General features: G+C 66.6%; 24 protein-coding genes and 1 riboswitch. Of the genes, 16 read left to right on the plus strand and 8 right to left on the minus strand.

All coding sequences use genetic code 11. From position 1 onward, the window contains the following. Positions 1–14 precede the first annotated feature (14 nt). The 4 genes from POS15_RS05650 to map all read left to right on the plus strand — a co-directional run bounded on the left by POS15_RS05650 (position 15) and on the right by map (position 4,348). The gene (locus POS15_RS05650; RefSeq protein WP_046272549.1) at positions 15–2,303 is read left to right on the plus strand and encodes an Orn/Lys/Arg decarboxylase N-terminal domain-containing protein; all 2,289 of its coding nucleotides are present in this window, start codon (positions 15–17) and stop codon (positions 2,301–2,303) included. Positions 2,304–2,331: 28 nt separating this feature from the next. Continuing rightward, positions 2,332–3,234, plus strand: a complete 903-nt coding sequence (locus tag POS15_RS05655; protein ID WP_019185030.1) for a cation diffusion facilitator family transporter — start codon at positions 2,332–2,334, stop codon at positions 3,232–3,234. Positions 3,235–3,371: 137 nt separating this feature from the next. Then, positions 3,372–3,584: a ParD-like family protein gene (locus POS15_RS05660; protein WP_019185031.1), complete on the plus strand. Its 213-nt coding sequence runs from the start codon at positions 3,372–3,374 to the stop codon at positions 3,582–3,584. Further along, a complete protein-coding gene (gene map / locus POS15_RS05665) occupies positions 3,581–4,348 on the plus strand; it encodes a type I methionyl aminopeptidase (protein WP_019185032.1) in 768 nt (255 codons plus the stop codon). Before POS15_RS05660 ends, map begins: the two co-directional genes overlap by 4 nt. A 29-nt stretch (positions 4,349–4,377) precedes the next feature. Here the strand turns inward: map and POS15_RS05670 are convergent, their stop codons facing one another. Both POS15_RS05670 and POS15_RS05675 read right to left on the minus strand, forming a co-directional pair. Further along, entirely contained in the window at positions 4,378–5,154 is a 777-nt protein-coding gene (locus POS15_RS05670) for a response regulator (RefSeq protein ID WP_019185033.1), read from the minus strand. Next, positions 5,151–6,275, minus strand: coding sequence for a histidine kinase (locus POS15_RS05675; protein WP_046272551.1), 1,125 nt, complete (start codon positions 6,273–6,275; stop codon positions 5,151–5,153). Before POS15_RS05675 ends, POS15_RS05670 begins: the two co-directional genes overlap by 4 nt. A 184-nt stretch (positions 6,276–6,459) precedes the next feature. Between POS15_RS05675 and POS15_RS05680 the strand changes: the two genes are divergently transcribed. Further along, entirely contained in the window at positions 6,460–6,837 is a 378-nt protein-coding gene (locus tag POS15_RS05680) for a hypothetical protein (protein WP_019185035.1), read from the plus strand. Positions 6,838–6,872: 35 nt separating this feature from the next. Here the strand turns inward: POS15_RS05680 and POS15_RS05685 are convergent, their stop codons facing one another. Beyond that, a complete protein-coding gene (locus tag POS15_RS05685; RefSeq protein WP_019185036.1) occupies positions 6,873–7,790 on the minus strand; it encodes a LysR family transcriptional regulator in 918 nt (305 codons plus the stop codon). A gap of 141 nt (positions 7,791–7,931) precedes the next feature. On the opposite strand from POS15_RS05685, the gene POS15_RS05690 reads away from it, so the two are divergent. From POS15_RS05690 to pnuC, 5 genes are all read left to right on the plus strand, one after another. Beyond that, the gene (locus tag POS15_RS05690; protein ID WP_019185037.1) at positions 7,932–8,321 is read left to right on the plus strand and encodes a RidA family protein; all 390 of its coding nucleotides are present in this window, start codon (positions 7,932–7,934) and stop codon (positions 8,319–8,321) included. 72 nt (positions 8,322–8,393) lie between these two features. After that, the gene (locus POS15_RS05695; protein WP_046272553.1) at positions 8,394–10,592 is read left to right on the plus strand and encodes a hypothetical protein; all 2,199 of its coding nucleotides are present in this window, start codon (positions 8,394–8,396) and stop codon (positions 10,590–10,592) included. Between the two features lie 103 nt (positions 10,593–10,695). After that, positions 10,696–11,832 carry a phosphotransferase gene (locus tag POS15_RS05700; RefSeq protein ID WP_284129178.1) on the plus strand — a complete coding sequence of 379 codons (1,137 nt, stop codon included), beginning with the start codon at positions 10,696–10,698 and terminating at the stop codon, positions 11,830–11,832. A gap of 40 nt (positions 11,833–11,872) precedes the next feature. Next, a riboswitch (TPP riboswitch) is annotated at positions 11,873–11,968 on the plus strand. A 67-nt stretch (positions 11,969–12,035) separates the two neighbouring features. Further along, positions 12,036–14,201: a TonB-dependent siderophore receptor gene (locus tag POS15_RS05705; protein WP_284129179.1), complete on the plus strand. Its 2,166-nt coding sequence runs from the start codon at positions 12,036–12,038 to the stop codon at positions 14,199–14,201. Further along, a complete protein-coding gene (gene pnuC / locus POS15_RS05710) occupies positions 14,198–14,794 on the plus strand; it encodes a nicotinamide riboside transporter PnuC (protein WP_019185041.1) in 597 nt (198 codons plus the stop codon). The genes POS15_RS05705 and pnuC overlap by 4 nt, the downstream gene beginning before the upstream one ends. Positions 14,795–14,842: 48 nt before the next feature. Here the strand turns inward: pnuC and POS15_RS05715 are convergent, their stop codons facing one another. From POS15_RS05715 to POS15_RS05730, 4 genes are all read right to left on the minus strand, one after another. Continuing rightward, the gene (locus POS15_RS05715; protein WP_266084451.1) at positions 14,843–16,897 is read right to left on the minus strand and encodes a TonB-dependent receptor; all 2,055 of its coding nucleotides are present in this window, start codon (positions 16,895–16,897) and stop codon (positions 14,843–14,845) included. Between the two features lie 191 nt (positions 16,898–17,088). Next, the gene (locus tag POS15_RS05720) at positions 17,089–17,997 is read right to left on the minus strand and encodes a hypothetical protein (protein WP_284129180.1); all 909 of its coding nucleotides are present in this window, start codon (positions 17,995–17,997) and stop codon (positions 17,089–17,091) included. Between the two features lie 64 nt (positions 17,998–18,061). Then, positions 18,062–18,418 carry a VOC family protein gene (locus tag POS15_RS05725; RefSeq protein ID WP_019185044.1) on the minus strand — a complete coding sequence of 119 codons (357 nt, stop codon included), beginning with the start codon at positions 18,416–18,418 and terminating at the stop codon, positions 18,062–18,064. Between the two features lie 9 nt (positions 18,419–18,427). Continuing rightward, positions 18,428–18,805: an H-NS family nucleoid-associated regulatory protein gene (locus POS15_RS05730; protein ID WP_046272557.1), complete on the minus strand. Its 378-nt coding sequence runs from the start codon at positions 18,803–18,805 to the stop codon at positions 18,428–18,430. A 226-nt stretch (positions 18,806–19,031) separates the two neighbouring features. On the opposite strand from POS15_RS05730, the gene POS15_RS05735 reads away from it, so the two are divergent. The 4 genes from POS15_RS05735 (at position 19,032) to POS15_RS05750 (ending at position 22,438) form a co-directional block, all read left to right on the plus strand. After that, positions 19,032–19,409: a glycine zipper 2TM domain-containing protein gene (locus tag POS15_RS05735; protein ID WP_070470822.1), complete on the plus strand. Its 378-nt coding sequence runs from the start codon at positions 19,032–19,034 to the stop codon at positions 19,407–19,409. A 301-nt stretch (positions 19,410–19,710) separates the two neighbouring features. Then, the gene (locus POS15_RS05740) at positions 19,711–20,985 is read left to right on the plus strand and encodes a hypothetical protein (protein WP_284129181.1); all 1,275 of its coding nucleotides are present in this window, start codon (positions 19,711–19,713) and stop codon (positions 20,983–20,985) included. A gap of 346 nt (positions 20,986–21,331) precedes the next feature. After that, positions 21,332–21,601, plus strand: coding sequence for a membrane protein (locus POS15_RS05745; RefSeq protein WP_019185050.1), 270 nt, complete (start codon positions 21,332–21,334; stop codon positions 21,599–21,601). A 156-nt stretch (positions 21,602–21,757) separates the two neighbouring features. Continuing rightward, complete coding sequence (locus POS15_RS05750) at positions 21,758–22,438, plus strand: L,D-transpeptidase (RefSeq protein WP_026070074.1); 681 nt, start codon at positions 21,758–21,760, stop codon at positions 22,436–22,438. Positions 22,439–22,445: 7 nt separating this feature from the next. Here the strand turns inward: POS15_RS05750 and POS15_RS05755 are convergent, their stop codons facing one another. After that, on the minus strand, positions 22,446–23,930 hold the full coding sequence (locus POS15_RS05755; protein ID WP_019185052.1) for an FAD-dependent oxidoreductase: 1,485 nt from the start codon (positions 23,928–23,930) through the stop codon (positions 22,446–22,448). A 114-nt stretch (positions 23,931–24,044) separates the two neighbouring features. Here POS15_RS05755 and POS15_RS05760 point away from each other — a divergent pair, with 114 nt between their 5' ends. Beyond that, the gene (locus tag POS15_RS05760; protein ID WP_019185053.1) at positions 24,045–24,464 is read left to right on the plus strand and encodes a MarR family winged helix-turn-helix transcriptional regulator; all 420 of its coding nucleotides are present in this window, start codon (positions 24,045–24,047) and stop codon (positions 24,462–24,464) included. 70 nt (positions 24,465–24,534) lie between these two features. After that, positions 24,535–25,398, plus strand: coding sequence for a trypsin-like serine protease (locus tag POS15_RS05765; RefSeq protein ID WP_019185054.1), 864 nt, complete (start codon positions 24,535–24,537; stop codon positions 25,396–25,398). The last annotated feature ends 75 nt before the right edge of the window (positions 25,399–25,473 follow it).

A 25,473-nucleotide genomic window follows, 5' to 3' on the forward strand; every position in this document is an offset into this window, starting at 1 on the left:
CCAGGAGAATCCCTGTGTACTTCAAGTCCCTTGATTACCCGATCATCGTCATCGACGACGACTACGAATCCCCGCGCATCGGCGGCATCCTGATCCGTGCGCTGGTGGACGAGCTGCGCAAGAATGACCAGCGCGTGCTGTGCGGCCTGACCCTGGCCGATGCCCAGGCCGGCGCGCGCACCTACGTGGCCGCCTCGGCGGTGCTGATCTCCATCGACGGCACCGAGGAGAACCCGGAGCAGTTCCAGCGCCTGCTGGGCTTCCTGCGCGAGCAGACCGCGCGCCGCGCGAACCTGCCGGTGTTCCTGTACGGCGAGCGCCGCACCATCGAGAAGGTGCCGAGCAAGCTGCTCAAGTTCGTGCACGGCTACATCTTCCTGTTCGAAGACACCAAGAGCTTCATCTCGCGGCAGGTGATGCGGGCGGCCGAAGACTACATGGCCAATCTGCTGCCACCGTTCTTCAAGGCCCTGATCCACCACACCGCCGAGTCCAATTACTCCTGGCACACGCCTGGCCATGCCGGCGGCGTGGCGTTTACCAAATCACCGGTAGGCCGTGCGTTCCACCAGTTCTACGGCGAGAACACGCTGCGCAGCGACCTGTCGATCTCGGTGCCGGAGCTGGGCTCGCTGCTCGACCACACCGGCCCGATCAAGGAGGCCGAGAACGAGGCGGCGCGCAACTTCGGCGCCGACCACACCTTCTTCGTCACCAATGGCACCTCGACCGCCAACAAGATCGTCTGGCACGGGACCGTGGGGCGGGGCGACGTGGTCTTCGTCGACCGCAACTGCCACAAGTCGCTGCTGCACGCGCTGATCATGACCGGCGGCGTCCCGGTGTACTTCACCCCCAGCCGCAACGCGCACGGCATCATTGGCCCGATCAGCCTGGACCAGTTCACGCCCGAGTCGCTGCAGCAGGCCATCGCCGCCAACCCGCTGGCCAGCAAGGCCTACAAGGCCGGCTCCAAGCCGCGCATCGCGGTGGTCACCAATTCGACCTATGACGGGCTGTGCTACAACGCCGAAAAGATCGCCGAGGAAATCGGCAGCGCGGTCGATTTCCTGCATTTCGACGAAGCCTGGTATGCCTATGCCGCGTTCCATCCGTTCTATGAGAACCATTACGGCATGGCCAAGGGCAAGCCGCGCGAGCAGGATGCGATCATCTTCACCACGCACTCCACGCACAAGCTGCTGGCCGCGTTCTCGCAGGCCTCGATGATCCACGTGCGCAACGCCGCGACCCAGGCGCTGGATGCCGAACGCTTCAACGAAGCCTTCATGATGCACACCACCACCAGCCCGCATTACGGCGTGATCGCCGCGTGCGATGTGGCCTCCAAGATGATGGAAGGCGCCGCTGGCGAGTCGCTCGTGCAGGAGATGCACGACGAGGCGATTGCCTTCCGCCGCGCGATGCTGCATGTGCGTGAGGATCTGGGCCGCGACGACTGGTGGTTCAGCGTGTGGCAGCCGGACAAGCTGGAACGTTCGCTGGCCAAGGGCGATGCGCCGGCCCCGATGGTGGCCAAGCGCAGCGAGTGGTACCTGCAGCCGGACGCGCACTGGCATGGCTTCGATGGCCTGGTGGACGACTACGTGCTGATCGACCCGATCAAGGTGACCCTGCTCACGCCGGGGCTCTCGATGGACGGCGAGATGGGCCAGCGCGGCATTCCGGCCGCAGTGCTGAGCAAGTTCCTGTGGACCCGCGGCATCACGGTGGAGAAGACCAACCTGTACTCGGTGCTGTTCCTGTTCTCGATGGGCATCACCAAGGGCAAGTGGAGCACCCTGGTCACCGAGCTGATGGCCTTCAAGGAGCTCTACGACAGCAATGCGCCGCTGACCCGCGCACTGCCGCAGCTGGCGGCCGAGTTCCCGATCGCCTACGCCGGGTGGGGCCTGCGTGACCTCTGCGATGCGCTGCATGCCTTCAACGGCGAGTTCGGCGTGGCCGAAGTGATGCGCGCCATGTACGTGGATCTGCCCGAGCCGGTGATGACGCCCGCCGAAGCCTATGACCATCTGGTCCGCGGCCAGATCGAACGGGTCGACATCGAACAGATCAGCGGCCGCATCGCCGGCACCATGCTGGTGCCGTACCCGCCGGGCATCCCGACCATCATGCCGGGCGAGCGATTCGGCGCCAGCGATGAGCCGATCATCCAGTCGCTGCGGATCGCCCGTGAGCAGAACGCGCGCTTCCCGGGCTTCGAGTCGGATGTGCACGGGCTTATCATCGACACCGACGGCGATGCGCCGAGCTACAAGGTGGAGGTGCTGAAGGTCTGACGCCTGCGCGCAGGACCCTCGGCCAGCGATGGATACAGCACGCGAGCAGCGGGTCCTCAAATTCTCCATCGGGGTGACGATGGCGGTCAGCGCCATCGGCTTCATCGGTGGCCTGCTGGTGGGATCGCAGGCCATCCTGTTCGATGGCGTCTACAGCCTGGTGGACGTGGCGCTGACCCTGGTGGCGCTGTCGGTACTGCGGCTGGTGGCGCGGGAAGAAAGCCCGCGCTTCCAGTATGGCTACTGGCACCTGGAGCCGATGGTGGAGGCGCTTGGCGGGGCGATCCTGTCGCTGGCCTGCATCTATGCGCTGGCCAACTCGGTGATCGGGCTGACCACGGGCGGGCATGAGGTCAAGGCCGGGCCTGCGCTGCTGTGGGCGGCCCTGCTGTGCGTGAGCAACCTGGCGATGGCGGCCTTCGTGCGCACCCGCGCGATGCAGCTGCACTCGGCGCTGCTGTGGCTGGACGTGCGGGCCTGGCTGCTCAGCGGCATGATGAGCCTGGCGGTGGTGCTGGCGTTTGCGATCGCGCTGTTGCTGCGCGATGGCGAGCATGCGCACTGGATACCCTATCTGGATCCGCTGGTGCTGGCCGCGATCAGCGTGGCGGTACTACCCGTACCGTTGCGCAGTGCATGGAAGGCCATGCGCGAAGTGCTGCAGGTGGCGCCTGATACGCTGGATGCGCGCGTGCAGGCGGTGATGAAGGACTTCGTCGCCGAGCACGGCTATCTGGATTTCACCAGCCACGTGGCCAAGATGGGCCGCATGCGATTCGTGGAGATCCACATCCTCACCCACCCGGAGACGGTGATCGGCAACATCGGCAATGTGGACCGGCTGCGTGATGAGATCGCCGAGCGCCTGGATGCGCGCGGCAGTGAGTTCTGGCTGACCATCGATTTCACCGCCGATCCGGCCTGGACCTGATCGATCCCTGACCGCGCGATCACGACCGTCCAGCATCGCAGTGGCGCGAAGACGGCAGGTGACGACCCCTGGGCGGGCCTGCACAGTGCTATACGAAACGTATATGATGTGTATATACCGTATGAGAGGGGTTGCCCATGGGCATCGTGAACATCGACGACGAACTGCACGACAACCTGCGCCGCGCCAGCGGCGTCTCGGGCCGCTCGATCAATGCCCAGGCCGGTTTCTGGATCAAGATCGGCATGCTGTGCGAAATGAATCCCGGCTCGACCTATCAGGAGATCGTCAACCGTGAACTGCGAGCCGCAGGGGTTGAACCCGGCGCACTGCGGGTGGCCGAAGCATGATCAAGACCGCTGAAGAACAGGCGCTGATGCGGGTATCGGGGCGCCTGCTGGCCCAGGTGTTCGAAGCGCTGGACACGCTGCCGCTGGAAGGCATGAGCACGCTGCAGGTGAACGACTGGGTCGAGCGCTTCATCGTCGATGAGCTGCAGGCGCGCCCGGCGAGCAAGGGCCAGTATGGCTTCGGCTACGTGCTCAATTCGTCCATCGACAACGTGGTCTGCCATGGAGTGCCCTCGGCCGATGCCATCCTGCGCAGCGGGAGCATCGTCAATCTCGACATCACGCTGGAAAAGGGGGGGTACATCGCCGATTCCAGCAAGACCTATCTGATCGGTGAGGTCGATTACGCGGCCAAGCGGCTGGTGCGGGTGACCCGCGAGGCGATGTGGAAGGGGATCGGGGTGGTGCGCCCGGGCGCGACGCTGGGCGACATCGGTTTCGCGATCCAGCAGCATGCCAAGGCCCACGGCTACAGCGTGGTGCGCGAATTCTGCGGCCATGGCATCGGCCAGCAGATGCACGAAGAGCCGCAGGTGCTGCACTACGGCCGTCGCGGCGATGGGCTGGAACTGGAGGAGGGCATGACCTTCACCATCGAGCCGATGATCAACCAGGGCCGTGCCGCCATCGACATGAGCGACGACGGCTGGACCGTGACCACCCGTGACGGCAAGCTCTCGGCGCAGGCCGAGCACACCGTGCTGGTGACCGCCGACGGGGTGGAGGTGCTGACCTTGCGCACGGGCGAGCGGATGCCCGACTGAGGCGGGCCGCCGGGCCATGCCCGGCAGCTTCATTCGCTGCGTGTGGACACCAGCTTGAGAAACGCCTCGTTCTGATAGCGGCTCATGCGCAGCTGCTGGCCGGTGTCCATGGTCACGACGTGGTGGCCGTTGAACCACGGATGGATCGCCTTGACCCGGCGCACATTGACGATCGCCGAGCGGTGCACGCGGGCGAAGTGCCGCGGGTCCAACCGGGCAGCGAGGGTGGCCATGGTCTCGCGCAGCTCATGCACGCCGTCGACCAGGTGGATCTCGACCGTGTTGCGCGCGGCCTTGATCCAGACGATGTCGTCCACTGCCACCAGCACCACATGCTCCTCCACGCGCACCGGGATGCGCTGCAGATACGCGTCACGTTGCCGCAATGCGTCCAGCGCCTGCAGGATCTGCGTCGAGGCCTGCGCGCCCACCCCGCGTGCCGCCGACAGCCGCGCCTTGGCCCGCTGCAGGGTGGCGGCGAAGCGCTCCCGGCTGAACGGTTTGACCAGATAGTCCACGGCATTGGCTTCGAAGGCCTTCACGGCGTACTGCTCGTAGGCGGTGACGAACACGGTGGCCGGCATCCGCTCGGCACCGATGGTGGCAACCACGTCCAGGCCGGTGATCGCCGGCATCTGGATGTCCAGGAAGACCAGGTCCGGGGACTGGTTGCGGATGGCGTTGACCGCCGATACGCCATCGCCGCATTCACCGACGATCTCAAGCTCAGGATCATCGCGCAGCAACCGGATGACCGCATGCCGCGCGATCGGCTCATCATCGACCACGAGAACGGTGAGGCTCATGCCGGCGCAGTGCCCGGGAAGAATTCCGGTGCATCGTCGGCGCTCTCCAGTTCCCGGAACGGAACCCGGATGCGGCACACCACACCTTCCGGCCACATCATGTCCAGCCTCACCTCGGCGGCATCGCCGTACAGTTCCATCAGACGCAGGCGTGTGTTGGACATGCCGATGCCATGCCCGGCCGATGCGGCCGGCTCGACCGACAGAGTGCTGTTGCGGTTGCGCACCTCGATGCACAGCGCATCGCCGTCGCGCCGGGCCTCGATCTCGATGGTGTCGTTACCCACGCGCTGGCCGATGCCATGGCGCAGGGCATTCTCCACCAACGGCTGCAGGATCAGGCTGGGCACCGCGCAGTCCAGCGTCTCCGGGCCGATGTAGGTGCGGGTGGTCAGCCGGTCCTTGAATCGGGTGCGCTGGATGCCCAGGTACAGCTCGATCAGGTCCAGCTCCTGGCGCAGGCTGATTTCCTGGCCGTCGTAGTCCTCCAGGAACGCGCGCAGCAGCTCGCTCAGGCGCAGCAGCATGTCCTCGGCCGAAACCTTGTCCTCGTCCAGCAGGGTAATGATCGCGTGCAGCGTGTTGAACAGGAAGTGCGGCTGCAGCTGGGATTTCAGCGAGCGCAACCGCGACTGCGCCAGTTCGGTGGCCAACTGGCTGGCTTCCAGTTCACGGCGCGCTTTCTCGGCGTGGAAGTGAAGGGCCTGCTGGATCGCGAACAGGGTCCAGTAGGTCAGCAGCCCGATGGCGAAGTGCTGCTCCAGGAAGTAGCCAAGCTGCTCGAAGAAACCGCTGGGCTCGAACAGGGTAGAGACCAGCGCGCCCACGATCATTGCGATGAAGGTCATGCCGACGCTGGCCACCCCCTGTGCGCCGAGCCCGTGCAGGCGCCCGCTGCCGCGTACCGGAAAGCGCTCGGCGAGGCGGAAGACCGTGGGCGACAGGGCAGCCCAGGTGTACCACTGGATCAGCGACCAGCGCAGGAGATCCCAGAGAGGTCGTTGGCTGTTCGGCAGGCCGGCGTTGATCGAGGTCTGCAGGGCGAACACCACGGCCACCACCGTCCACAGGGCGAGGTAGCGGGACAAGCGGATCCGGGTGCTGCCGAGGCGAATGTACATGGTCGATTCCGGGCCAGGCGTTTCTGGCGACGCTCATCTTAGGCAGGCGGCGGGAGCGCGGGAAGCGCCATGACGGCCCATTACGATTGGCCTGGTCGTGGCGACGATTCGTCCCGGATCGGTTGGCGGCCAGAGCGCGCGAGCGTGTGATGCAAGGGTCCATCACCCGACTGGAGACGCTGCCATGACGTTGATCCGCCCCTTCCTGACCGTTTCGCTGATGCTCGCCGGTACCGCGCACGGCGCGGAGGTACGCTACCTCGGCCTGCTCAACCGGGCCCATGACAGTGTCGTGGCCCTGGACGTCGCGCCTGCCGGGACCGAGGCCTTCGTTCCGCGGTCGATCGACGCCCTGCCGGGTGGGGGCGCCGGCACTACGGTCCGCCTCGCCGACGAAGGCTGCCGGTTCGATCTTCGTGTCGCGTTCCGCAACCGTCGACGGGTGGTCTACCGCGATGTGGATGTCTGCAGGGGCGACACACTGGTCATCGCACCGCTGAAGAAGACACCGGGTGATCGTGCGGTCGCGCAGGAACCACGGACGCCAACGCGTGGCCGATAGCAGGGGGCACGGCGAGTGCCATCAGCCACCCGCGCTTACGGACGCATGCGCGGCATGTGCTGCTCCACCAGCGTCGCGACCCAGTCGATGAACACCCGCAGCTTGGCACTGACATGCCGGTTCGGGGGGAACGCCAGGTGCAGCGGCATCACCTCGATGCGCCACTCCGGGAACAGCCGTACCAGCTCGCCCGCGGCCACATGGCGGGCGGCCATGTAGTCGGGGAGCCACAGCGCGCCCAGGCCCGCCACGCCCGCAGCGAGATACGCATTGCCATCATCGAGCGCGAGCAGGTGGTGTCCCTTCACGATGACCTGTTCTTCGCCGCGCTGGAGGGTGTAAGGCAGAACCGTGCCACTGCGCGAGCGCAGGTAGCCGATTACGCGATGCGGGGTCCGCTCCAGGTCCCGCGGATGCGCGGGGATGCCCGCTTGCTGCAGGTAGGCGGGCGAGGCGTAGATGCCGGCTGGCAGATCGCCGATATGGCGCGCGACCAGCGATTGATCCGTGATCCGTCCACCCCGGATCACGCAGTCCACGTTCTCATCGATCAGGTCCACGTGGCGATCGCTGACGCCCAGATCGAGCTGGATCTCTGGATAGCGGGCAAGGAAGTCGGGCAGGGCCGGCACCAGCACCAGCCGCGCGAATGGGGCGGGCACGTCCACCCGCAGGCGCCCGCGAGGCGCCGCCGCCGCGGTCGACAGGCTGGTTTCAGCGTCGTCGATGTCGGCCAGCAGGCGGATCACCCGCGCGTAGTAGGCTGCGCCATCGGCGGTGACATTCACCTGCCGGGTGGTGCGGTTCAGCAGGCGCACCCGCAGCCGCGCTTCCAGTTGCTGCACCAGTTGCGTGACCGTGGTGCGGCTCATGTGCAGTGTCTCGGCCGCCTTGGTGAAGCTGCCCGTTTCCACGACCCGGGCAAAGGCCTGCATCGCATCGAACCGGTCCATCTGCTTTCCACGGGGAGGATGATTGTTTGGATTCTACAAACAATGTTGGGCAGCAGACCGCGTTTATCCGGTGCCCCCTGTCGGTCTACCGTGGCCTTTCATTCTTGATGGGCCGGTATCGGCCCAAGGCAGAGGTGGTTCATGGCAACTCGTGACGTCGTTTTCCCGCCGGGTCGCCAGGCGCTGTACGAGCGCAACCGCTATTCGCCGGCGGTCCGCTCCAATGGCTTCCTGTTCGTGTCCGGCCAGGTCGGCAGCCGCGAGGATGGCTCGCCCGAACCCGACCTCGAGGCCCAGGTGCGGCGCGCGTTCGAGAACCTCAACGCCGTGCTCGGCGCCGCAGGCTGCACATTCGAGGACGTGGTCGACGTCACCGTGTTCCTGGTCAATCCCGAAAAGATCTTCGAACGGGTCTGGGCGATCGTGCCCGATTACTGGGGCGAGGCGCCGTACCCGACGCTGACCGGCATCGGGGTGACCTGGCTTTACGGATTCGACGTGGAGATCAAGGTGATCGCGAAGCTGCCGTAGCACGCCTTCACGCGGTGACGGCTGCGCGTTGCCGATAGTGGGCCGTCATCCTGCTTCCTGTCGCGGATCCACATGCCCCTGATTCCCGAGCGCGTCCAGCGCTGGCCCCGGCCGTGGCGCGTGGCGTTGCTCTCGCTGCTGGCGCTGTATGCGCTGTACCTGCTGGCGGGCAACGTATTCCTCAACACGCCGCTGTTCGATGCGGTGACCAACCGCAAACCTGAAAAATTCACGATGCAGACCGGCCCGGCGGTGACCTTGATGCCGGGGCAGGCCGTGGTCTGGAACATCCGCATGCGCGGCCAGGCCAATCGTACCCAGTACGTGTTCCGTGCCGATCGGGCCAGTGCGTGGATCGACCTGCCGGCGCTGTTGCGCAAGGAAGTGCGTATTCCGCGGATCGACGCGACGGGCGTGGAAGCGGAGGTCGAACGGGTCGAGAACGCCATTCCGCCGCCGCCGCGCGGCGACCGTGGCTGGACCCTGCGTTTCGATGCGATCCACAGCGACACGATCCGCAGTGGGCGCTTCGGCAAGCTCCTGATCGTCGGCCAGGGGCACGGGAATGTCGGGTTCCTCAAGCAGCTCAAAGGTGGGCCTTCGGAGCTGTTCGACTCCACCGCCGGCTTCGATGACGCCCAGGTCAGCTTCGATGGCGTGAACGTGCTGGACGATGCCCATATCGCCGCACGGTTCCACTTCCCGCGGCATTACCGTGACGACGCGCCGGGCCTGCAGAAGCTCGGGATCACCTGGGCGCAGCTGCAGATCGACGCGCGCAGCCAGGGGCTGCGCATCGACACCGGCGGCCCGCACGTCAAGGTCGGCAGCGCGGTCTCCAATGCGCGCCTCACTGCCGATGTGACGTTGGAGCAGGGGGCGCTGCGTCCCGGCAGCCGTCTGGTCTGGCGGCTGCCATTGCACGCCGGCGTACACGCAGATGACCGCGGCCTGCTGTCGCTGCAGCTGGACGTGGCGCAGGACATGCGGGTGCAGGCGCGGCTGCCGCGTGACCCGGAGACGGGCAGTGAGCTCAACGCCGATCTCCGCGTGACCGGCCGGAAGATTCCGTTCCAGGCGCCTGCCGAGCTGCTGCCGCGGTTGTCCGGCAAGGTCCAGGGCGCATGGCAGTTCCAGTCGCTGAACTGGATCAGCGATCTGTTCGTGAAAAAGCCGTGGTTCCATCTCGACGGTGGCGGTCTGCTCAAGGCTGACATCATTCTTGCCGACGGCGAGCTCGCACCGGGCAGCACAGTGGATATTCCGCAGGTGGCGGCGGTGGCCGAAGTCGCCGGCGTCCGCATGCGGGGCGATGCCCAGGCGCAGGGCCGGATTGTCGAGGGCACGCCTGCGCAGGCCGAACTGAAGGTACAGATCCCGCGCTTCCAGGCCGCGCCGACCAATGCACCCAAGGCACTGTTGTTCGATGGGCGGCAACTTGCGCTGAACCTGCGCGGTGATGCGCGCCTGAAGCAGCTGAGCGACGGCATGCGCGCCCAGCTCCGCTTCACCGATGCGCGGGTACCGGATTTGACCGCCTACAACCGTTACCTGGGCAACGACAACGTGCGCCTGCTCGGCGGGACCGGCCTGCTCAGTGGGGATGTCTCACTGGATGCCTCCGGGCGGGTCGGCAAGGGCAGTGCCGATCTGCGCGGCACCGGTGCCCGGCTGAGCGTCGCCGGTATTGCGATGCGCGGCGATGCGCAACTCCAGGCGCGCCTGCAGCGTGCGGATTTCGACAGCCGCCAGTTCGATCTGGGCGGCACCACGGTGGAGCTGCGCAACATCCATGTAGGCGATGAAAAGAGTGACGGGCGCTGGTGGGGCAAGGTGGCGATCCGCAGCGGCCACATCGATGCGGCGGCGCCATTCCAGGTGGATGGGCTGGCCGACCTGCGCCTGCGCGATGCCGGGCCGTTGCTCGGGGTATTCGCCCAGCGCAGCGAGTACCCGCGCTGGGTGCTGGGGATGCTGGATTCCGGCGAGGTGCAGGCCAGTGGGCAGCTGCGCTGGCGCAGTGGCGAGCTGATCGTGGAGGACCTGCAGGCCGAGAATGAGCGGCTGTCCCTGCAGGCGCGGCTGGATCTGAGTCATGGCAAGCGCCGGGGCGACCTGTATCTGCGCTGGGGCGTGCTGGGCGCCGGCATCGAGCTGCAGGGCGAGCAGCGCAAGTGGCACCTCGCCGGTGCGCGTGACTGGTATGCCGAGCAGCCTCGTCTGCTGCCGGCCACGCCGGCCGCAGCAAAGGCGAGCGACAGCAAGCGCTGAGGGCAGGCATCTGCCTCCCCCTTGCCGGGCCCGGCTTGCTATCCTCGCCGCGCCCACTGTCTGGCGACAGCGCGCACTTTGCCCGTCATCGACCCGTCATTCCATGAGCAACAGCACCCACCGCGTCCAAGGCCTCAACAACGATGAGGTGGCCGCCGACTGGCCCGCCATCACCGAACGCGAGGTCAGCTGGCTGCGCGAGCGCTTCGCACCGCTGGCCGGCGCTGGCCGGTTGGTGTGGCACAGCCCGCGGCCGATGTCCGCCGCCGCCATCGTCGAGGCCGACGGGAAGCGGGTGTTCGTCAAGCGCCACCATGGCAGCGTCCGCACGGCAGCCAGCCTGGCCGAGGAGCATCGCTTCATCCAGCATCTGGCCGATCACGGCGTGCCGGTGGTCGAGGTGTTGGGTGACCACGATGGCGCCACGGCAGTGGAGCACGAGGGTTGGACCTACGAGCTGCATAGCGTCGGCCAGGGCCAGGATCTGTACCGCGACGCACCTTCCTGGACGCCGCTGACCGATACCGCGCAGGCGCGCGAAGCCGGGCGCATGCTGGCCGAGCTGCACAGCGCGTCGGCCTGCTATCACGCGCCCCAGCGCAGCACCCATCTGCTGGTCGCACGGGATGATCTGATCCGTGCCGCCGACCCCATCGCCGCCATCCAGGCCGATCTTCCGGGTCGTCCCGGGTTGGCTGCCTATCTCGCGCGGCAGGACTGGCAGGGTGATCTGCGGCGGGCCGTTGCGCCGTGGCACGCCGGCCTGGCCGCGCGCCTGCAGGCCGAGCCGCGCCTGTGGGCGCACAACGACTGGCATGTTTCCAATCTGCTCTGGCGCCAGCAAGGAGGTGCCACCGTGGTCGATACCGTGCTTGATCTGGGTCTTGCCTCACCGACCAGTGCCTTGTTCGACCTTGCGACCGCCATCGAACGCAACGCCATTGCCTGGCTGGCGCTGGAAAGCGGCGAGGCGGCCGTGCGCGTGGATATCGCGCTGGCGCTGCTGGCCGGCTACCGCGAGATCGTGCCGCTGTCGGCCGAGCGCGTGCATCTGCTGGCTGATCTGCTGCCCATCGTGCAGCTGGATTTCGCGCTGTCGGAAGTGGAGTACTTCCAGGGCGTGACGCACTCGCCTGCCAATGCCGACGTGGCCTACCACACCTTCCTGCTGGGCCACGCTGACTGGTTCAGCAGCGCGGCCGGGCAGGGCCTGTTGAAGGCGCTGCACGCGGCCGCCTGAAGGGCGGGCTCGCAAATCCGTACCATTTGTAGTGAAATAGTCACAGAAGCGGGGGTGCCTGGCGAAACCAGGCTGAGAGAGTCCCTTGGAACCTGATCCGGTTTGCACCGGCGTAGGGAGCTTTGAGCAGCAGGCATACCGCCGTGATGGGTCGGTGCGCGTGCGCGCCTTCGCTTCGTCTCCTCCAGCTGATGACGAATCGAATGAACCGCTGCTTCCGCCCTACGTTGTTGTCCGCCGCCCTCTGCGCCGCGCTGCCCCTTCATGCCAATGAACTCGCCGAGGCGCCCGAGCGCTCGCCGACGGAACTGGCCGCCGTGCGCGTGCAGGCGCATCAGCCGGCAGCCACCGCCACGCAGACCGGCAGCTTCGGCGCCGGCGACTGGAAAAGCACGCCGGCCTCGGTGAACGTGCTCGATCGCGACCTGCTCGACAGCCGCCAGGTCCGGACGCTGTCCGAGCTGGCCAGCAATGATGGGTCGCTGGGCGACAGCTACGCGCCGGTCGGCTACTACCAGAACATCGCGATACGCGGCTTCCCGCTGGATACCGGCACCGGCTACCGCTTCAACGGGCTGGCCATCACCGGTGAGCAGCGGCTGGCGCTGGAGAACATCCAGGCGGTGGAAATCCTCAAGGGCGAGGCCGGCCTCGCCGCCGGTGTGATGGCCCCGGGCGGCATCATCAACTACGTGGGCAAGCGCCCGGCCGAGGTCCGCACTGTCACCCTCGGCACCGACTCGGAAGGCTCGCGCTACACCGCCGTGGATCTGGGCCACTGGCTCTCGCCGCGTTTCGGCGTGCGCTTCAATGCCGCCTGGGAAGACAGCGATTCCTACATCGATCATGCCGACGGTCGCCGCAACTTCTATTCGTTGGCCACCGACTGGCTGATCGGCGAGCGCGGCAAACTGGAAGTGGATGCCAACTACCAGACCAGCGCGCAGCGCTCGGCCTCGGGCTATCAGCTGCTGGGGGCCACCGAGCTGCCGCGTGGCGTGGACCGCAAGCACCTGCTGGGCTATCAGGCCTGGCAGCGGCCGGTCGGCATCGACAGCACCAACCTGACCGCGCTGCATACCTTCGATTTCAGTCCGAACTGGCAGTCGCGCATTTCCGCCAGCTACAGCCGCTCGGTGATCGACGACAACGTCGCCTTTGCCTACGGCTGCTACTACGCCGCCGGCTGCGCCGATGGCAGCGTTCCAGGCAACTACTTCGCGCCGAACGGCGACTATGACATCTACGATTACCGCAGCCCGGACGACACCCGCCGCAACCTGGAGTTCCGTGGCGAGCTGCGTGGCAGTTTCGCCACCGGTGAGATCCGGCACGAACTGAGTATTGGCGCGGATCGATTCGAGCGCACCGTGGACAAGCGCCGCAACGTCAACGAGTACGTCGGCACGGCCAACATCCATGATGCACAGGTGCCGCAGTTCGACCCGTCGCCGCTGATGCCGGGCCCGTCCGCGCGGCGCCTGGACAGTGCGCAGACGGCGGTGTTCGCGCTGGACCGGATGAGCTTCGGTGATTGGCAGTGGTTGGCCGGTGGCCGCTTCGTCCGGCTGGACGAGCGTGCCTACGACAAGCGCGGCAATCCCGAGCGGCACAGCCGCCTGTCGCGGTTCCTGCCGCAGACCGCGCTGGTCTGGAAGGCGACCGATGAGGTCAATGCGTACGTCAGCTACGTGCGGGGCATCTCGCTTGGCCAGGAAGCGCCGTTCTGGACCTCCAACGACGGTGCGTTCCTGCCGTCCGTGCTGTCGCGCCAGACCGAAGTGGGCATCAAGTACGTGCCCAGTGATGCGCTGAGGCTGGGTGCGGCACTGTTCCGCACCTCGCAGCCGTTCCAGTACGCCAGGCCGGACGACAGCGACGCGGGCTACACCTTCGTCGAAGAAGGGCAGCAGACCCACACCGGGCTGGAACTCACCGCACAGGGGCAGCTCAGCGAGCGCCTGTCGCTGACCGCCAGCGCCAGTGTGCTGCGCGCCCGCGCACGCGATGCAGGCACGCCGGATTACGAAGGTCACCAGCTGATCAACGTGCCGAAGACGCGCGCGACCGTGCATGCGGAGTACCAGCTGCCGTTCGTCACGGGCCTGGGGCTGACCGGTGGTTGGCGCTATGCCTCCTCCAATGTGGCCACGGCCGACGGCCGCGTCAGTGCGCCGGCCTACAGCGTGTTCGACGCCGGGCTGCGCTTCAAACACCGGGTGGGTGAGCATCCGGTGACCTGGAACCTCTCGGTGGACAATCTGTTCAACCGCTTCTACTGGCGTGACACCGGCAGCAGCTCGGGCGACTACTACCTGTTCCCGGGCGCGCCGCGTCAGGCCCGGCTGTCGGTCACCTTCGCGCTATGAACCCGGCCATCCTGGAATGGTCGGCCGCCATCGTCAGCATGCTCGGCGTGTGGCTGATGACGCGACGGGTGACCCTTGCCTGGCCGGTGGGGCTGATCTCGGTCGCGCTGTATGCACTGGTCTTTGTCGAAGCCAGGCTGTACTCGGACACGCTGCTGCAGATCGTGTTCGGTGGCTTCCTGGTCTACGGCTGGGTGCGCTGGCGTGGCCAGGTCGAGGACGATGGCCGGGTCGCGATCGTGCCGTTGGCGCGGGTCGCCCTGTGGCGTGATCTGTCCATCGGCGTGGTGTTCGGCCTCGCCCTCGGCGCGGCGATGCATGTCTACACCAACGCTGCGCTGCCGTGGCTGGATGCGATGCTGGCCGCGCTGAGCCTGGTCGCCCAGTGGTGGCAGGCGCGCCGGCACACGGCGGCGTGGTGGCTGTGGATCCTGGTCGACGTCGTGTATGTGGGCATGTACCTGGTCAAATCCCTGCACGTGACCGCCGTGCTGTATCTGGTGTTCGTCGGCCTGGCCGTGATGGGGTTGCGGGCATGGACGGTGGCGCGCAACGACGCGCTGCTCCACAACGCAGAAGGGCGGCGCGGTTAAGTCCGCGCCGCCCTTCGTTGCTTCAGGTCTGCACTCGACCCGGCGCGGTCAGAACCGCGCCGTGGCACCCACGAAGAAGGTGCGTGCACCGCCGTCGTAGTTGTTGCCTTCCTCGATGGTGGAGACATCGCCGAGGTTGAGCACGCCGGCACGCACGGTCAGGTGCTCATTGACGTCGTAGCCCGTGACCAGATCCCAGGTGGTGTACGCCTTGGCGAAGGTGGCGCTGGTGGAGGACACCAGCTGCTCGCCGATGTGCTGCGCGCTCAGGTTCAGCGACCACGCATCGGTCACCTGCCAGTCCAGCGAGGTGTTGGCGGTCAGCTTGGGCACCACCAGCAGGCTCGCACCGGTGGTGCGGTTCTTCGACTCCAGCATGCGGGTGGCATTGGTGATCCAGTTCAGTCGCTCATGCAGGGGCACCGTGACGCTGGCTTCGACGCCGCGGGTGCGGGCCTTCTGGATGTTCTGCGCGACCGTCCACCAGAATCCGTTGACGAAGCTGGTGGTCTGGCCCGGAATCTCGCGCAGCGGAACCTGCTGGATCTTGTCGTCGAAATCGGTGAGGAAGTAGGTGGCCGAGGCCGACCAGCCGTTCTTGTCGAAGCCGACGCCCAGCTCGTAGTTGGTGCTGGTTTCCGGTTCCAGGTTGGGATTGCCGGCCATGTAGCAGCCGGTGGTGCCATCGGCGCTGACCGAGCGATTGGTCCAGCCTTCGGCGGTCAGGGCAGTGCAGCCGTTGCCACCGGACTGCGTCGCCGCGCCGGCCGTGCCCTGCTTCAACGTCGGTGCACGGAAGCCCTGCGAGACACCACCACGCACGGTCCAGTCATCGGACGGGTGCCAGACGCCGTAAACGCGTGGACTGAGGTTGTCGTCGTAGTTGTCGGTGTTGTCCCAGCGCAGGCCCACGGTCAGGATGAAACGCTCGTGCAGGGTGATGTGGTCTTCGGCGAACAGCGCCCAGGAGTCAGCTTCACTGACCGGGCTGATCCGGCCCGTGCCGGTCCAGGTCACCGGCACCGTCCCGATGGTATCGCCGTTCTTGAGCTCCTCGCGCTTCCACTGGCCGCCCACGTTCAAGCTCTGCTCGAACCCCCAATGGAAGCTGCGGGTGAACGCGGTATCGAACACCGTCTCCTTGGAGTGGTTGCCGACAGCGCTGCCCTTGTCTTCGTAATCGTTCTGCACCAGCGTCGTCTTGGACGTGGCGGCATCGCCGTAGCGACCATCGTGCATGACCACATAGCCGGTCTGCACCAGCTTGGACAGGCCCCAGGCGCCGACGTCACCAGCGCCGCTGTTTCGCTGCTCGCCGCGCGAGGCTTCGAAGCCCACGGTGTGGTCATCGTTGATGCGCCAGTTGAGCAGGGCATTGGCGTTCTCGGCCTTGTTGCCCGGCGTCTGCCGCCGCCCGGTGTCCGATTCCCGATTGGTCACGTTGGCACCGACGCGCAGGCCCAGATTCTCGGTCAGCGGGCCACTGAACAGCGCGCCCATCTGGGTGGTGTCACCTCGGGTCGGGGAATCCGGCTTGCTGTAGTTGTAGGTGACCGAGCCACCCCATTCGTTGGCGATCTTGCGGGTGATGATGTTGATCACGCCGCCCATCGCGTCCGAGCCGTACAGCGAAGACATCGGCCCGCGCACCACCTCGATGCGCTCGATCATGTCCGGCGAGAGCCAGTTCAGATCCTGCGGACCCAGGTCATCGCGGTAGTTCACGCCGGAGGAATTGCCCTGGCGGCGGCCGTCGATGAGGATCAACGTGTACTGCTCGGGCAGGCCGCGCAGGCGGATCTTGGACTGCGCGCCGGACAGCGCATAGCCACCGGTCACGCCGGGGACGGTGCTCAGCAGCTGGCCGATGCTGCTGACCGGCTTGCGTTCGATCTCCTCGCGGGTGATCACGCTGATGCTGGCCGGGGCGTCCTTGATCCACTGCTGGGCGCCGGTGGCGGTGACCACGACCGTATCCATCTGGCGGGGCGAGGCGGCGGCGTCCGCCGAAGCATCGGCATGCGCCTGGGCGGTCAGCACCAGGCCAATGGCAATGGCCAGGGTGGCGGCGGAACGACGGGGAGAGGGGGAGGGGTGCGACATCGCGAAAATACTCCGTGGCTATGGGAGCCCGCTGGCGATGGCTGGGGACGTCCGTGTGGGGGTTTCAAGAAATCTTAACAATCGTATCACGAACCATTCGCATTTGAAATGTAGTGATACATCTCCACAACTTCGGATGTCGTTAGCGTTGCGCGCTGTCTATCACAGGAAAACCATGCCGACCGAGCGAATCACTCCACCAGGGTCAACTGCCGGGCAAAGCTCGGCCGCAAGGCCAGCTTGTGGGTAACGCTGGTGATCGTGCGGCGTGGATCGGTCGGATGCGGCCGGGAGGCGGTACTGCTCCTGCCCTGGCGCCACAACCCGAACATCACGATCTCCGCACCCACCGGGAAAGACTTCAGCCACGCAGCATCGGTGTGCCCGACGCTGACTTCGTAGAAATCCCGGCGGTCGGTAACGCCGGTGTGCTGATACTTCGGGGCACAATTGAGGAAGGTGACGCCATGGGGGTCACCGGGCTGCGGCGTACGATGTGACCGCACGGTTCCGAGCAGTGCCATCGGCAGCTCGCTGGAGGCGGCGCCAAGCCGCTCCCATGCCGCGTCGTAGCGCTCCTGCCGGTAGAGGAAATTCGTCCAGTCCACCCGCTTCTTGCCCAGGCGCAGGGTCAGCTGCGAGGCCAGCAGCGTGTCGTCCTCGCACATCGCCTGCAGCGTGAGCAGGTCGGTGAGGCTGCGCAGGTAACCGTCCAGCGGTGCGTCTGCCAGCAGCGTCGGGCCCGCACTGCCGCGTTTCAGGGCGTGTTGGAGGATGAGCAAGCGAAGCTCGTGCGTCCCATCATCCAGGGTCGTCAGAAACTCGGCATCGGCTCCGGCGGCAAGCAGGGCCTGCAGATGGGCGGGCGCGTTGTAGCGACACCCGGGCAGATGCCCGCTGCCTTTGTTCAGGGCGAGGTAGGCGGGCAAATGGAGGGGCGGGGCGCGGTCCACGCCGGGCCTGCTGTGCTCGGGAACGAATCTCACCGGCACGTTGCACCCATCGCACAGCAGCGTTGGCAGGGTCTGTTGCGCGTCATGACGCTTCTGCAGGTCGCCCACCCGGTGCAGGGTGCCGTGCGTGCCCACTGCCTTGCGCATCTTGATTCCGCGACTCATCTGCAACCACTGCTTCGTTCAATGGCGACCATCATAGTCGCTTCGATCAGTCACCCTGCGTGGCGAAGCGCAGCCGGTTGTGGTCCGGGTCGATCACCATCATTTCGCGCCCGCCCCACGGCACATCGGCCGGCGGTCGGAAGACCGGCGCGCCGGCCGAAACGAACGCGGCATGCAATGCGTCCACGTCAGGCACATGAAAATACACGGCGCCCCCCGGCTCGCAGTCGCCGGCGTGTTCGCTGAGGAACATCTGCTGGCCCTCACGGCTGATCTGGACGAACAGCGGCATGTCCGGTGCGAAGCGATGTTCCCAGTCGATCGCGAACCCGAGCCGCTGGTAGAACGCCACGCTGATCGCGGCATCGGTCATGCGCAGTTGCGGAATGACGGTCTGGGGCATGCTGCGGCCTCAGCCAGGATAGGAGGGGAAGCGCTGATCGGGGTGGGTCTTCTTCCATTCGGTATGCGCGACCGTGCCTTCCCAGGACAGGAACGCGTTCGGCACGCGCCCGCGGCCCGACCAGGTGGCGCCGCTGTGCGGCAACCAGAAACGGGGCGGCAGATCTTCCTTCGGGGCCTTGGCGACCTTGGGGGCTTTCTCGCGCCTGGCCGCAGGCGCGGTGTCCAGCAGCGCCCGGATCCGGCGCTGCTGCTCGGGGCTGAAATCGGCATAGCTGGTGGTCAGCAGTACAGTCACCCGCTCATAGGCCTCTTTGGTCGCCGCCTTGAGCAGCGCCTGCTCGTCCAGTCCCGACCGCGCGACCGCCGCTGCCAGGCGGGTATTCATCGTTGCTGCGGAGGGGGCGGTGGAAGGCGTACGGGGCATGGGATTCCAGGGAGGAGGGGCTGACGGAGGGCACCATAACAAATGCGTACGTGAAGCGGCCGATGGCGTAACACGCCCTGCCCACGAAACCTGAACAGGGGGTTGGTTCATCCGTGGGGTACGCAATGTTCCGGCAACCTTCGGCGACCTGATTCGATTCAACACCGTTCCCCAGGAGCAACCCACCATGATCACCTCGACCCTTTTCAGCTTCCGCGGCCTGGCCCTGGCAGTGGCACTGACCGCTGGCGTGACCGCGGCAGGCAATGCGGATGCGATGTCGCGCAAGGACAAGAACACGCTGGTCGGCGCCGTCGTGGGCGGCGTAGCCGGGCACGTGCTGTCCAACGGTGATCCGCTGATGACCGCCGGCGGAGCAGTGGCCGGTGGCGCCATCGGCAACGTGACCACCAAGGACCGTCGCGACAACCGCAATGATCGCTACGACCGTGATCGTCGCTATGACCGTGGCCACCGCTACGAGCGCACCAGCCATCACGATCGCCGCCATGACCAGCGTCGCTGGAACCAGGACCGCCGCAACCACAATCGCGGCTGGCGCTGATCCCCAGGGTATCGCCCGGGCCCGGCGCGCCAAGCCTGCGTATCGGGCGCCTGGGCGCCCGCTGGGTGGCCGCGCGGCGCGCGCCATGAGATAGCGCGCCAGCGGCACGTCATGACATCGCGGGCTGGCGTGGGTTACCGTCCGGATCTGACGCAGCGCGGGTGCTGTCAGGGAGAGGCCGGAGATGAGGGCAGGGAAGTCCACAGCAGAACGGGCGGGGCAGCAGCGGCACCTTCCTCGGCGACACAGCGTTGCTGCCGCCGTTGCAGCCAGCGTCGCCGGTCTCTGGCTGATGCCATGCATGGCTGCAGCCCAGCGTCCGCCGGAGGGCGTGGAGGAGGCGCTGACCCGCATCGCCACCGTGGCGGACGCACCCGCCTCCACGCAGGCCGCACAGGCGCTGTGGCGCATGCCGCTGGACGCGCCGGTGATCGTGCATGACCGCGCCTCCGGGAGTAGTTGGCGCAGAGACACCGCCACAGGGGCCGCGCTGCCTGTCGTACTGCGGAATGACCAGCCGCCCGCCAACACCTGCATCACGATCGATGGCGCCCCTGCCGTCCTGCTGCTTCTGCCGCTTCCCGGCGACCGGGACGGATTGGCGACGCTGTTCTGGCACGAGCAGTGGCACTGCGTGCAAGCGGCCCTCGGTCTGCCTGCCGCCGAGGGCGACACCGCACACCTGGATGGGGAGGCCGGTCGCACGGCGTTGCGGCTGGAGATGCGCGCGCTGGCGCAGGCACTTTCCACGCGCGACGAGCATCAAGCGCGCCAGCACGCGGCAGCAGCGCTGGGCTACAGGGCTCTGCGTTCTGATGCCGCGGCACCGCCGACGCGCGCGCTGGAGGAAGAAGCCAAGGTAGAGCGCAATGAAGGCCTGGCCGAGTACACGGGACGCGCGATCGCTGCGGCCACCCACGGTGGCGATGCGACAGCTGCCGCCGTAGATGCACTCGCCAAGGCGGATGCGTCGCAGAGTTTCGTGCGTTCGGCGGCGTACGTGACCGGGCCCGCGTACGGACTGCTGCTCGACCGTTGGTCGCCAGCGTGGCGCCGCGGGGCGTCTGCGGGCACGACGTTGCCTGCGCTGCTGGCGGATGCGCTGGGCGTCACATGGCGTGGGGCCGGCATCGCACAGAGCGGTGCCGGCTATGGCGTCGACGAGGTACGCGCAGAGGAGCGCGAGCGAGCAAAAGAGCGGGAGCGACGCAGTGCCGGCTACCGTGAGCGTTTCCTCGGCAACGATGCGGTTCGTCTGCCCCTGCGCAACCCGTCGATCTCCTTCGATCCCCGCTCGCTGTTCCCGCTCGATGATGCCGGGACGGTCTATACGCCGCTGACGGTACGGGATGAGTGGGGCGAGTTGACGGCAGTATCCGGGGGGCTTCTGTCCAGGGATTGGGCGTTGCTCAGCGTGAGCGGCGGCGTAGTGGACGGCGCGGGTTCCAGATGGACGGGACCAGGCTGGACGCTCGTACTCCGCGAAGGATGGCGCCTGGAGCGGGGCGGCGACGGGTGGGGTTTGACGAAGGTGTGGGGACTGGGCGTGGGTGATCCGGGCGATGCGGGTGAGTGACGTATCGGACAGTCAAACTCGTACGACCCTGCCGGCGAGGCAGGGCGTGCGCATGCCGTTGGCAACGCCGGATTGCGTGACAGTCACGACGACCACGCGGTGTTGGCGGCTCTGCTGGAAAAGGCGGCAGGGGATGCGTGCGGAGCAGCGGCGTGGCCTTGCCTTTGCCATGTTGCCGCACCTGAAACGCGTTGCGATGGACGCGCAGGCCAACGGCGAAGTCTGATCGGAAGTGTTCAGTTTCTTCACGTTCCGTCTACGTCTTTCGGCTTCAACTGAACCCCGGTCATGGCTCTGGCGATGAGGCCGCTATCGTCCGAACACCCCATACGAAGGAGGCAGTGCAATGTTCCTGACAAAACAGCAACTGACAACGGCGCGTACGCTGACAGTGGCGTTGATCGCAACTGTGGGCCTGAGTGCCTGCGCTACGTATAAAGACGAGTTCGCCACCATCAACTCCCGCCTGGATCAACTCGACACGAAGGTGCAGGGCGCCGCCCAGAGTGCCGAGTCGGCCAACCAGTCGGCGCAGCAGGCCAACCAGCGTCTGGATCAGATCGAAGGTCGCGTCCAGCAGCTCGAACAGGCGCCCCGCCGCAAGCCGCGCGGTTGATCGCTGCTGCACCGTTTGTGTGCAACGTCTGAATCGGCGACCGGTGGCCTGTGCAGGCCACTGGTCTCCGTTGGTCGTGCAATGTCCTTTGCAAGGAAGTGTCCCATCCGTACGCACTCATCTCCTGCCGTCCTGGCCCTTCGCGGGGCGCTGACCCTGGCGCTGGCGTTCGCGAGCATTGGCGTGGCCAATGCCGACGAGGCTGTCGCGAAACCGACCGCCGCCGTCGACGAACTTCCGCCGGGCCAGGAAGTCTCCAACACCGTCATTGACCTGGCCGGGTGGGTTGTCGCCACCAAGGACAGCCAGGGCTATCCGTTCGCCATCATGGACAAGGCCGCTGCGCAGATCCTGGTCTTCGACGGCGAAGGCAAACTTCGCGGCGCCGCCCCGGGGCTGTTCGGCTCGGCCACCGGCGACCATATCGCGCCCGGCATCGCCGGACTCGCCCTTCGCGAAATTCCAGGCCGGGATCGCACGACGCCCGCCGGGCGCTTCGTGGGGGGCTTTGGGCCGTCCATCGACGCGGGCCGCGTCCTGTGGGTCGACTACGATTCCGCCGTCTCCATCCACCCCACAGCGACAGGTGTCCCGAAAGAGCGACGGGCCGAGCGCCTGGCATCGGCGTCACCGGACGACAATCGCGTCACCCATGGCTGCATCAATGTCTCGCCGGCGTTCTACGAGCAGATCATTGAATCCACGTTCCAGCGGGGCGGGGTGTTCTACGTGCTGCCCGACAAGGCATCGATAGCCGAGACCTTCCCGGAGTTCGCGAAGAGTCGCGAGGCGACCCAGGGCGATGAGGGAGCCCGCGCGGGTCCTGCCGGCAAGTAATGCGTCGTCACGGCGCATGGCGTTCAAAATGCGCCAGCAGCGCCGCCAGGTGCGGCGTGTCGACGACAGCCGCGACGTAGCCGTCGGGCCGGATCAGCAGCCACTCGCCCGCGTGCAATCCATACGCATCGGCGAAGCAGCCCTGGGTATCGCGCAGATCACCGCGGTGGCCGATGATATGGACATGCAACCCCTTTCTTGAGGGCGCTGCGCCGCGGTCCGCTTCGTGACCCAGCAACGTCCAATGCGTTCCGCGCAGCACCTCGAACAGGCGCACGCGCTGTCCACCCGCGCCCTGCAGCGGCGCATCCGGCGCCCGGTTGCCCGGCGCGATGCGTCCGCTGCGGGCCTCGGCAGGCAGCGTGAGTGACGATTCAGCATAGGCGAGATCGAGCTGCTGGACCTCGCGCCCGCGGCGGTTGTCGCCGCGCTGGGCCTGGGCGAGCAGCGTCGTGGCAAGCCCGAGCATCGAGGCTGCAATGGGGCGGCGCTCTTCCTCGTAGGTATCCAGCAGGGCCTGCGGCGCCCCCTTCAACACCGCCGCCAGTTTCCAACCGAGGTTGTAGGCGTCCTGCGCGCTGGTGTTCAGGCCCTGGCCGCCGGTGGGCGGATGCGTGTGGGCGGCGTCGCCGATGAGGAACACGCGGCCGTCGCGGTACCGGTCGGCCAATCGCGCGTTCATCCGGTACGCCGAGGCCCAACAGACATCAAGCACCGCCAGATCATTGCGGCCGGTACGCACGCGCACCATGTCCGCCAGCCCGTCGACGGAAAGGTCCACGTCACCGTCGAGCGGTACGGGGGCCTGCAGCTGGAACAGCGCCGTTCCCATCAGCGGGCACAGCGAGATCCGCCGCTGCGGGTCGTCTTCGTTGAAGTTGTGCCAGGCATCGCGCGGCAGACCTTGCAGCACGATGTCGGCCACCACCGCTCGCACGCCCAGTGTTTTGCCCGGGAAGCCGATGTCCAGTGCCTGGCGTACGAAACTCCGACCGCCGTCCGCGCCGACCAGGTAGCGCGTGCGCACGGTCTGCTCGCCCGTTGGCGTGGCAAGGCGGACGCTTACGCCGTTGGCGTCCTGTTCCAACCCGATCACTGCGTGCCCGAACTCGACCCGGTGGCCCAGCTCGGCGAGGCGATCGCGCATCACGGCCTCGGTCATGGACTGCGGCACCATCAGCGGCCGCCGATAGGGTTCGGCCGGTGTTGCCGGGGCGGCCTCGATGACCGCGGCGTCCGTGCCGGTGCCATCGGCATGGTGCGACCGCGAGACTGGATAGAGGCCGCCGGCGGCGAACAGTCTGTCAATGATGCCCATGTCCTCGAAGATTTCCTGGCTACGCGGCTGGATGCCCTTGCCACGTGAGCCATGGAAGGGCTGTTCCCGCTGCTCCACCAGGCGGAATGTCACGCCGCGGCGGGCCAGTTCGATGGCCAGGGTGAGGCCGGCGGCGCCGGCACCACAGATCACTACATCAGGGGTATTGCCCATTGTGCCGCTCCAGGTGTGTGTAATATGCACTTACTTGGAGGGGATGCTATGCCTGCGAAAAATAAGGTGCAAGATACACATAATTCTTCCGCATTGAAGTCGCTGCACCTTTCCATGGTCAGCCTCGCCAGCGTGATGAACCGGCCGCGCAACGATGAGCGGCTCATCCAGGAGGCGGGGGTGACGCTGGACCAGGCCCTGTTCCGCCTGCTGGTGGTGATCGAGCGGGTCGGGCCGATCGGAGTGGTTGAGCTGGCCGATCGGCTGGGCCGCGACTACACCACCATCAGCCGGCAGGTCGCCAAACTGGCGGCGATGGAGCTGGTCACGCGTCGCGGCAACCCCCAGGACCGCCGTATCCGGGAGGCGACCATCGCCCCGAAGGGCAAGGAGATGACCGATCGGCTGGACGCCGCACGCGAGCGGATCGGCCGGGAGATCTTCGCGTCGTGGCCCGCGCAGGAGGTATCGGAGCTGGTGCGTTTGATGGCACAGTTCGCCAGCGCGCTGGAAGCCCGTGAGCGGGAGCCGTAACGACGCAGCGCAGACTTCAGCCCACCGCCCGTCGCTTGGACGCCCCTGTCAGACCCTCAAGGCATCACACGTGAAAGGATTCCTGATTCTCGCCCTGCTCACGGTCGCGTCCTCGACCGCCCATGCCATCGTCATCCGCGACGACGTGGACGATGCGCGGTACCGCGTTCCCGCCACCGAATTTCCCGCCCTCGTGGACATGCCCGGCGAAGGCCACGGCGCGTTGATCGCACCGCAGTGGGTGCTCACCGCCGCGCACACGCTGCCGATGCATGCCGACCTCAAGCAGGTGGTGATCAATGAAAGTGCCCGGGACGTCGAGCGCGTCGTCACCCATCCCGGCTATCGCACGCTGCCGCAGACGTTGATCGACCAGGCCATGGCCAGTGGCGAGGCGATGCTGATCGTGGTGTTTCTGGCCTCGGGCGATGATGTTGCCCTGATCAAGTTGAAGACGCCCGTCACCGACGTCGCGCCTGTTGTGCTTTACAGCGGCAGCGACGAGGCCGGTCAGGTGGCAAAGATCCTGGGGAAGGGCGCGACGGGTACCGGTGCTACCGGGCACTCTCCCAATGGCCCCAACCGCACCGACCTTCGCCGCGCATTCAACCGGATCACCAGTGCCTACGACCGCTGGCTCTGCTATGTCTTCGATGCACCACCAGAAGCGCTGCCGCTCGAGGGTGCGCTGGGCAACGGTGACAGCGGTGGCCCCGTGCTCGTCGAGCACGATGGCCAGTGGCTGCTGGCCGGGCAGGGGTCGTGGAAAGTCGTCCAGGGCAATGTGCTGACGGCCCGGCCCGGGCGATACGAGCAGGTGACGTGCAATGTGCGGATGAGTCATTACGCGGAGTGGATCCGGCGCGTGATGGATGAACACACCAGCCCACCTGATCCAACCGTACCTTCAGCTGATCGATCTCTGCCTCGTTGACGCCGATGGACTTCAGGTAGGCCTCGGCACCGCCGTACTGCTGATGCAGGTCACCAGGAACAGCTCCATGTTCTC

This window comes from Stenotrophomonas sp. BIO128-Bstrain, assembly GCF_030128875.1.
Lineage (GTDB): Bacteria > Pseudomonadota > Gammaproteobacteria > Xanthomonadales > Xanthomonadaceae > Stenotrophomonas > Stenotrophomonas bentonitica_A.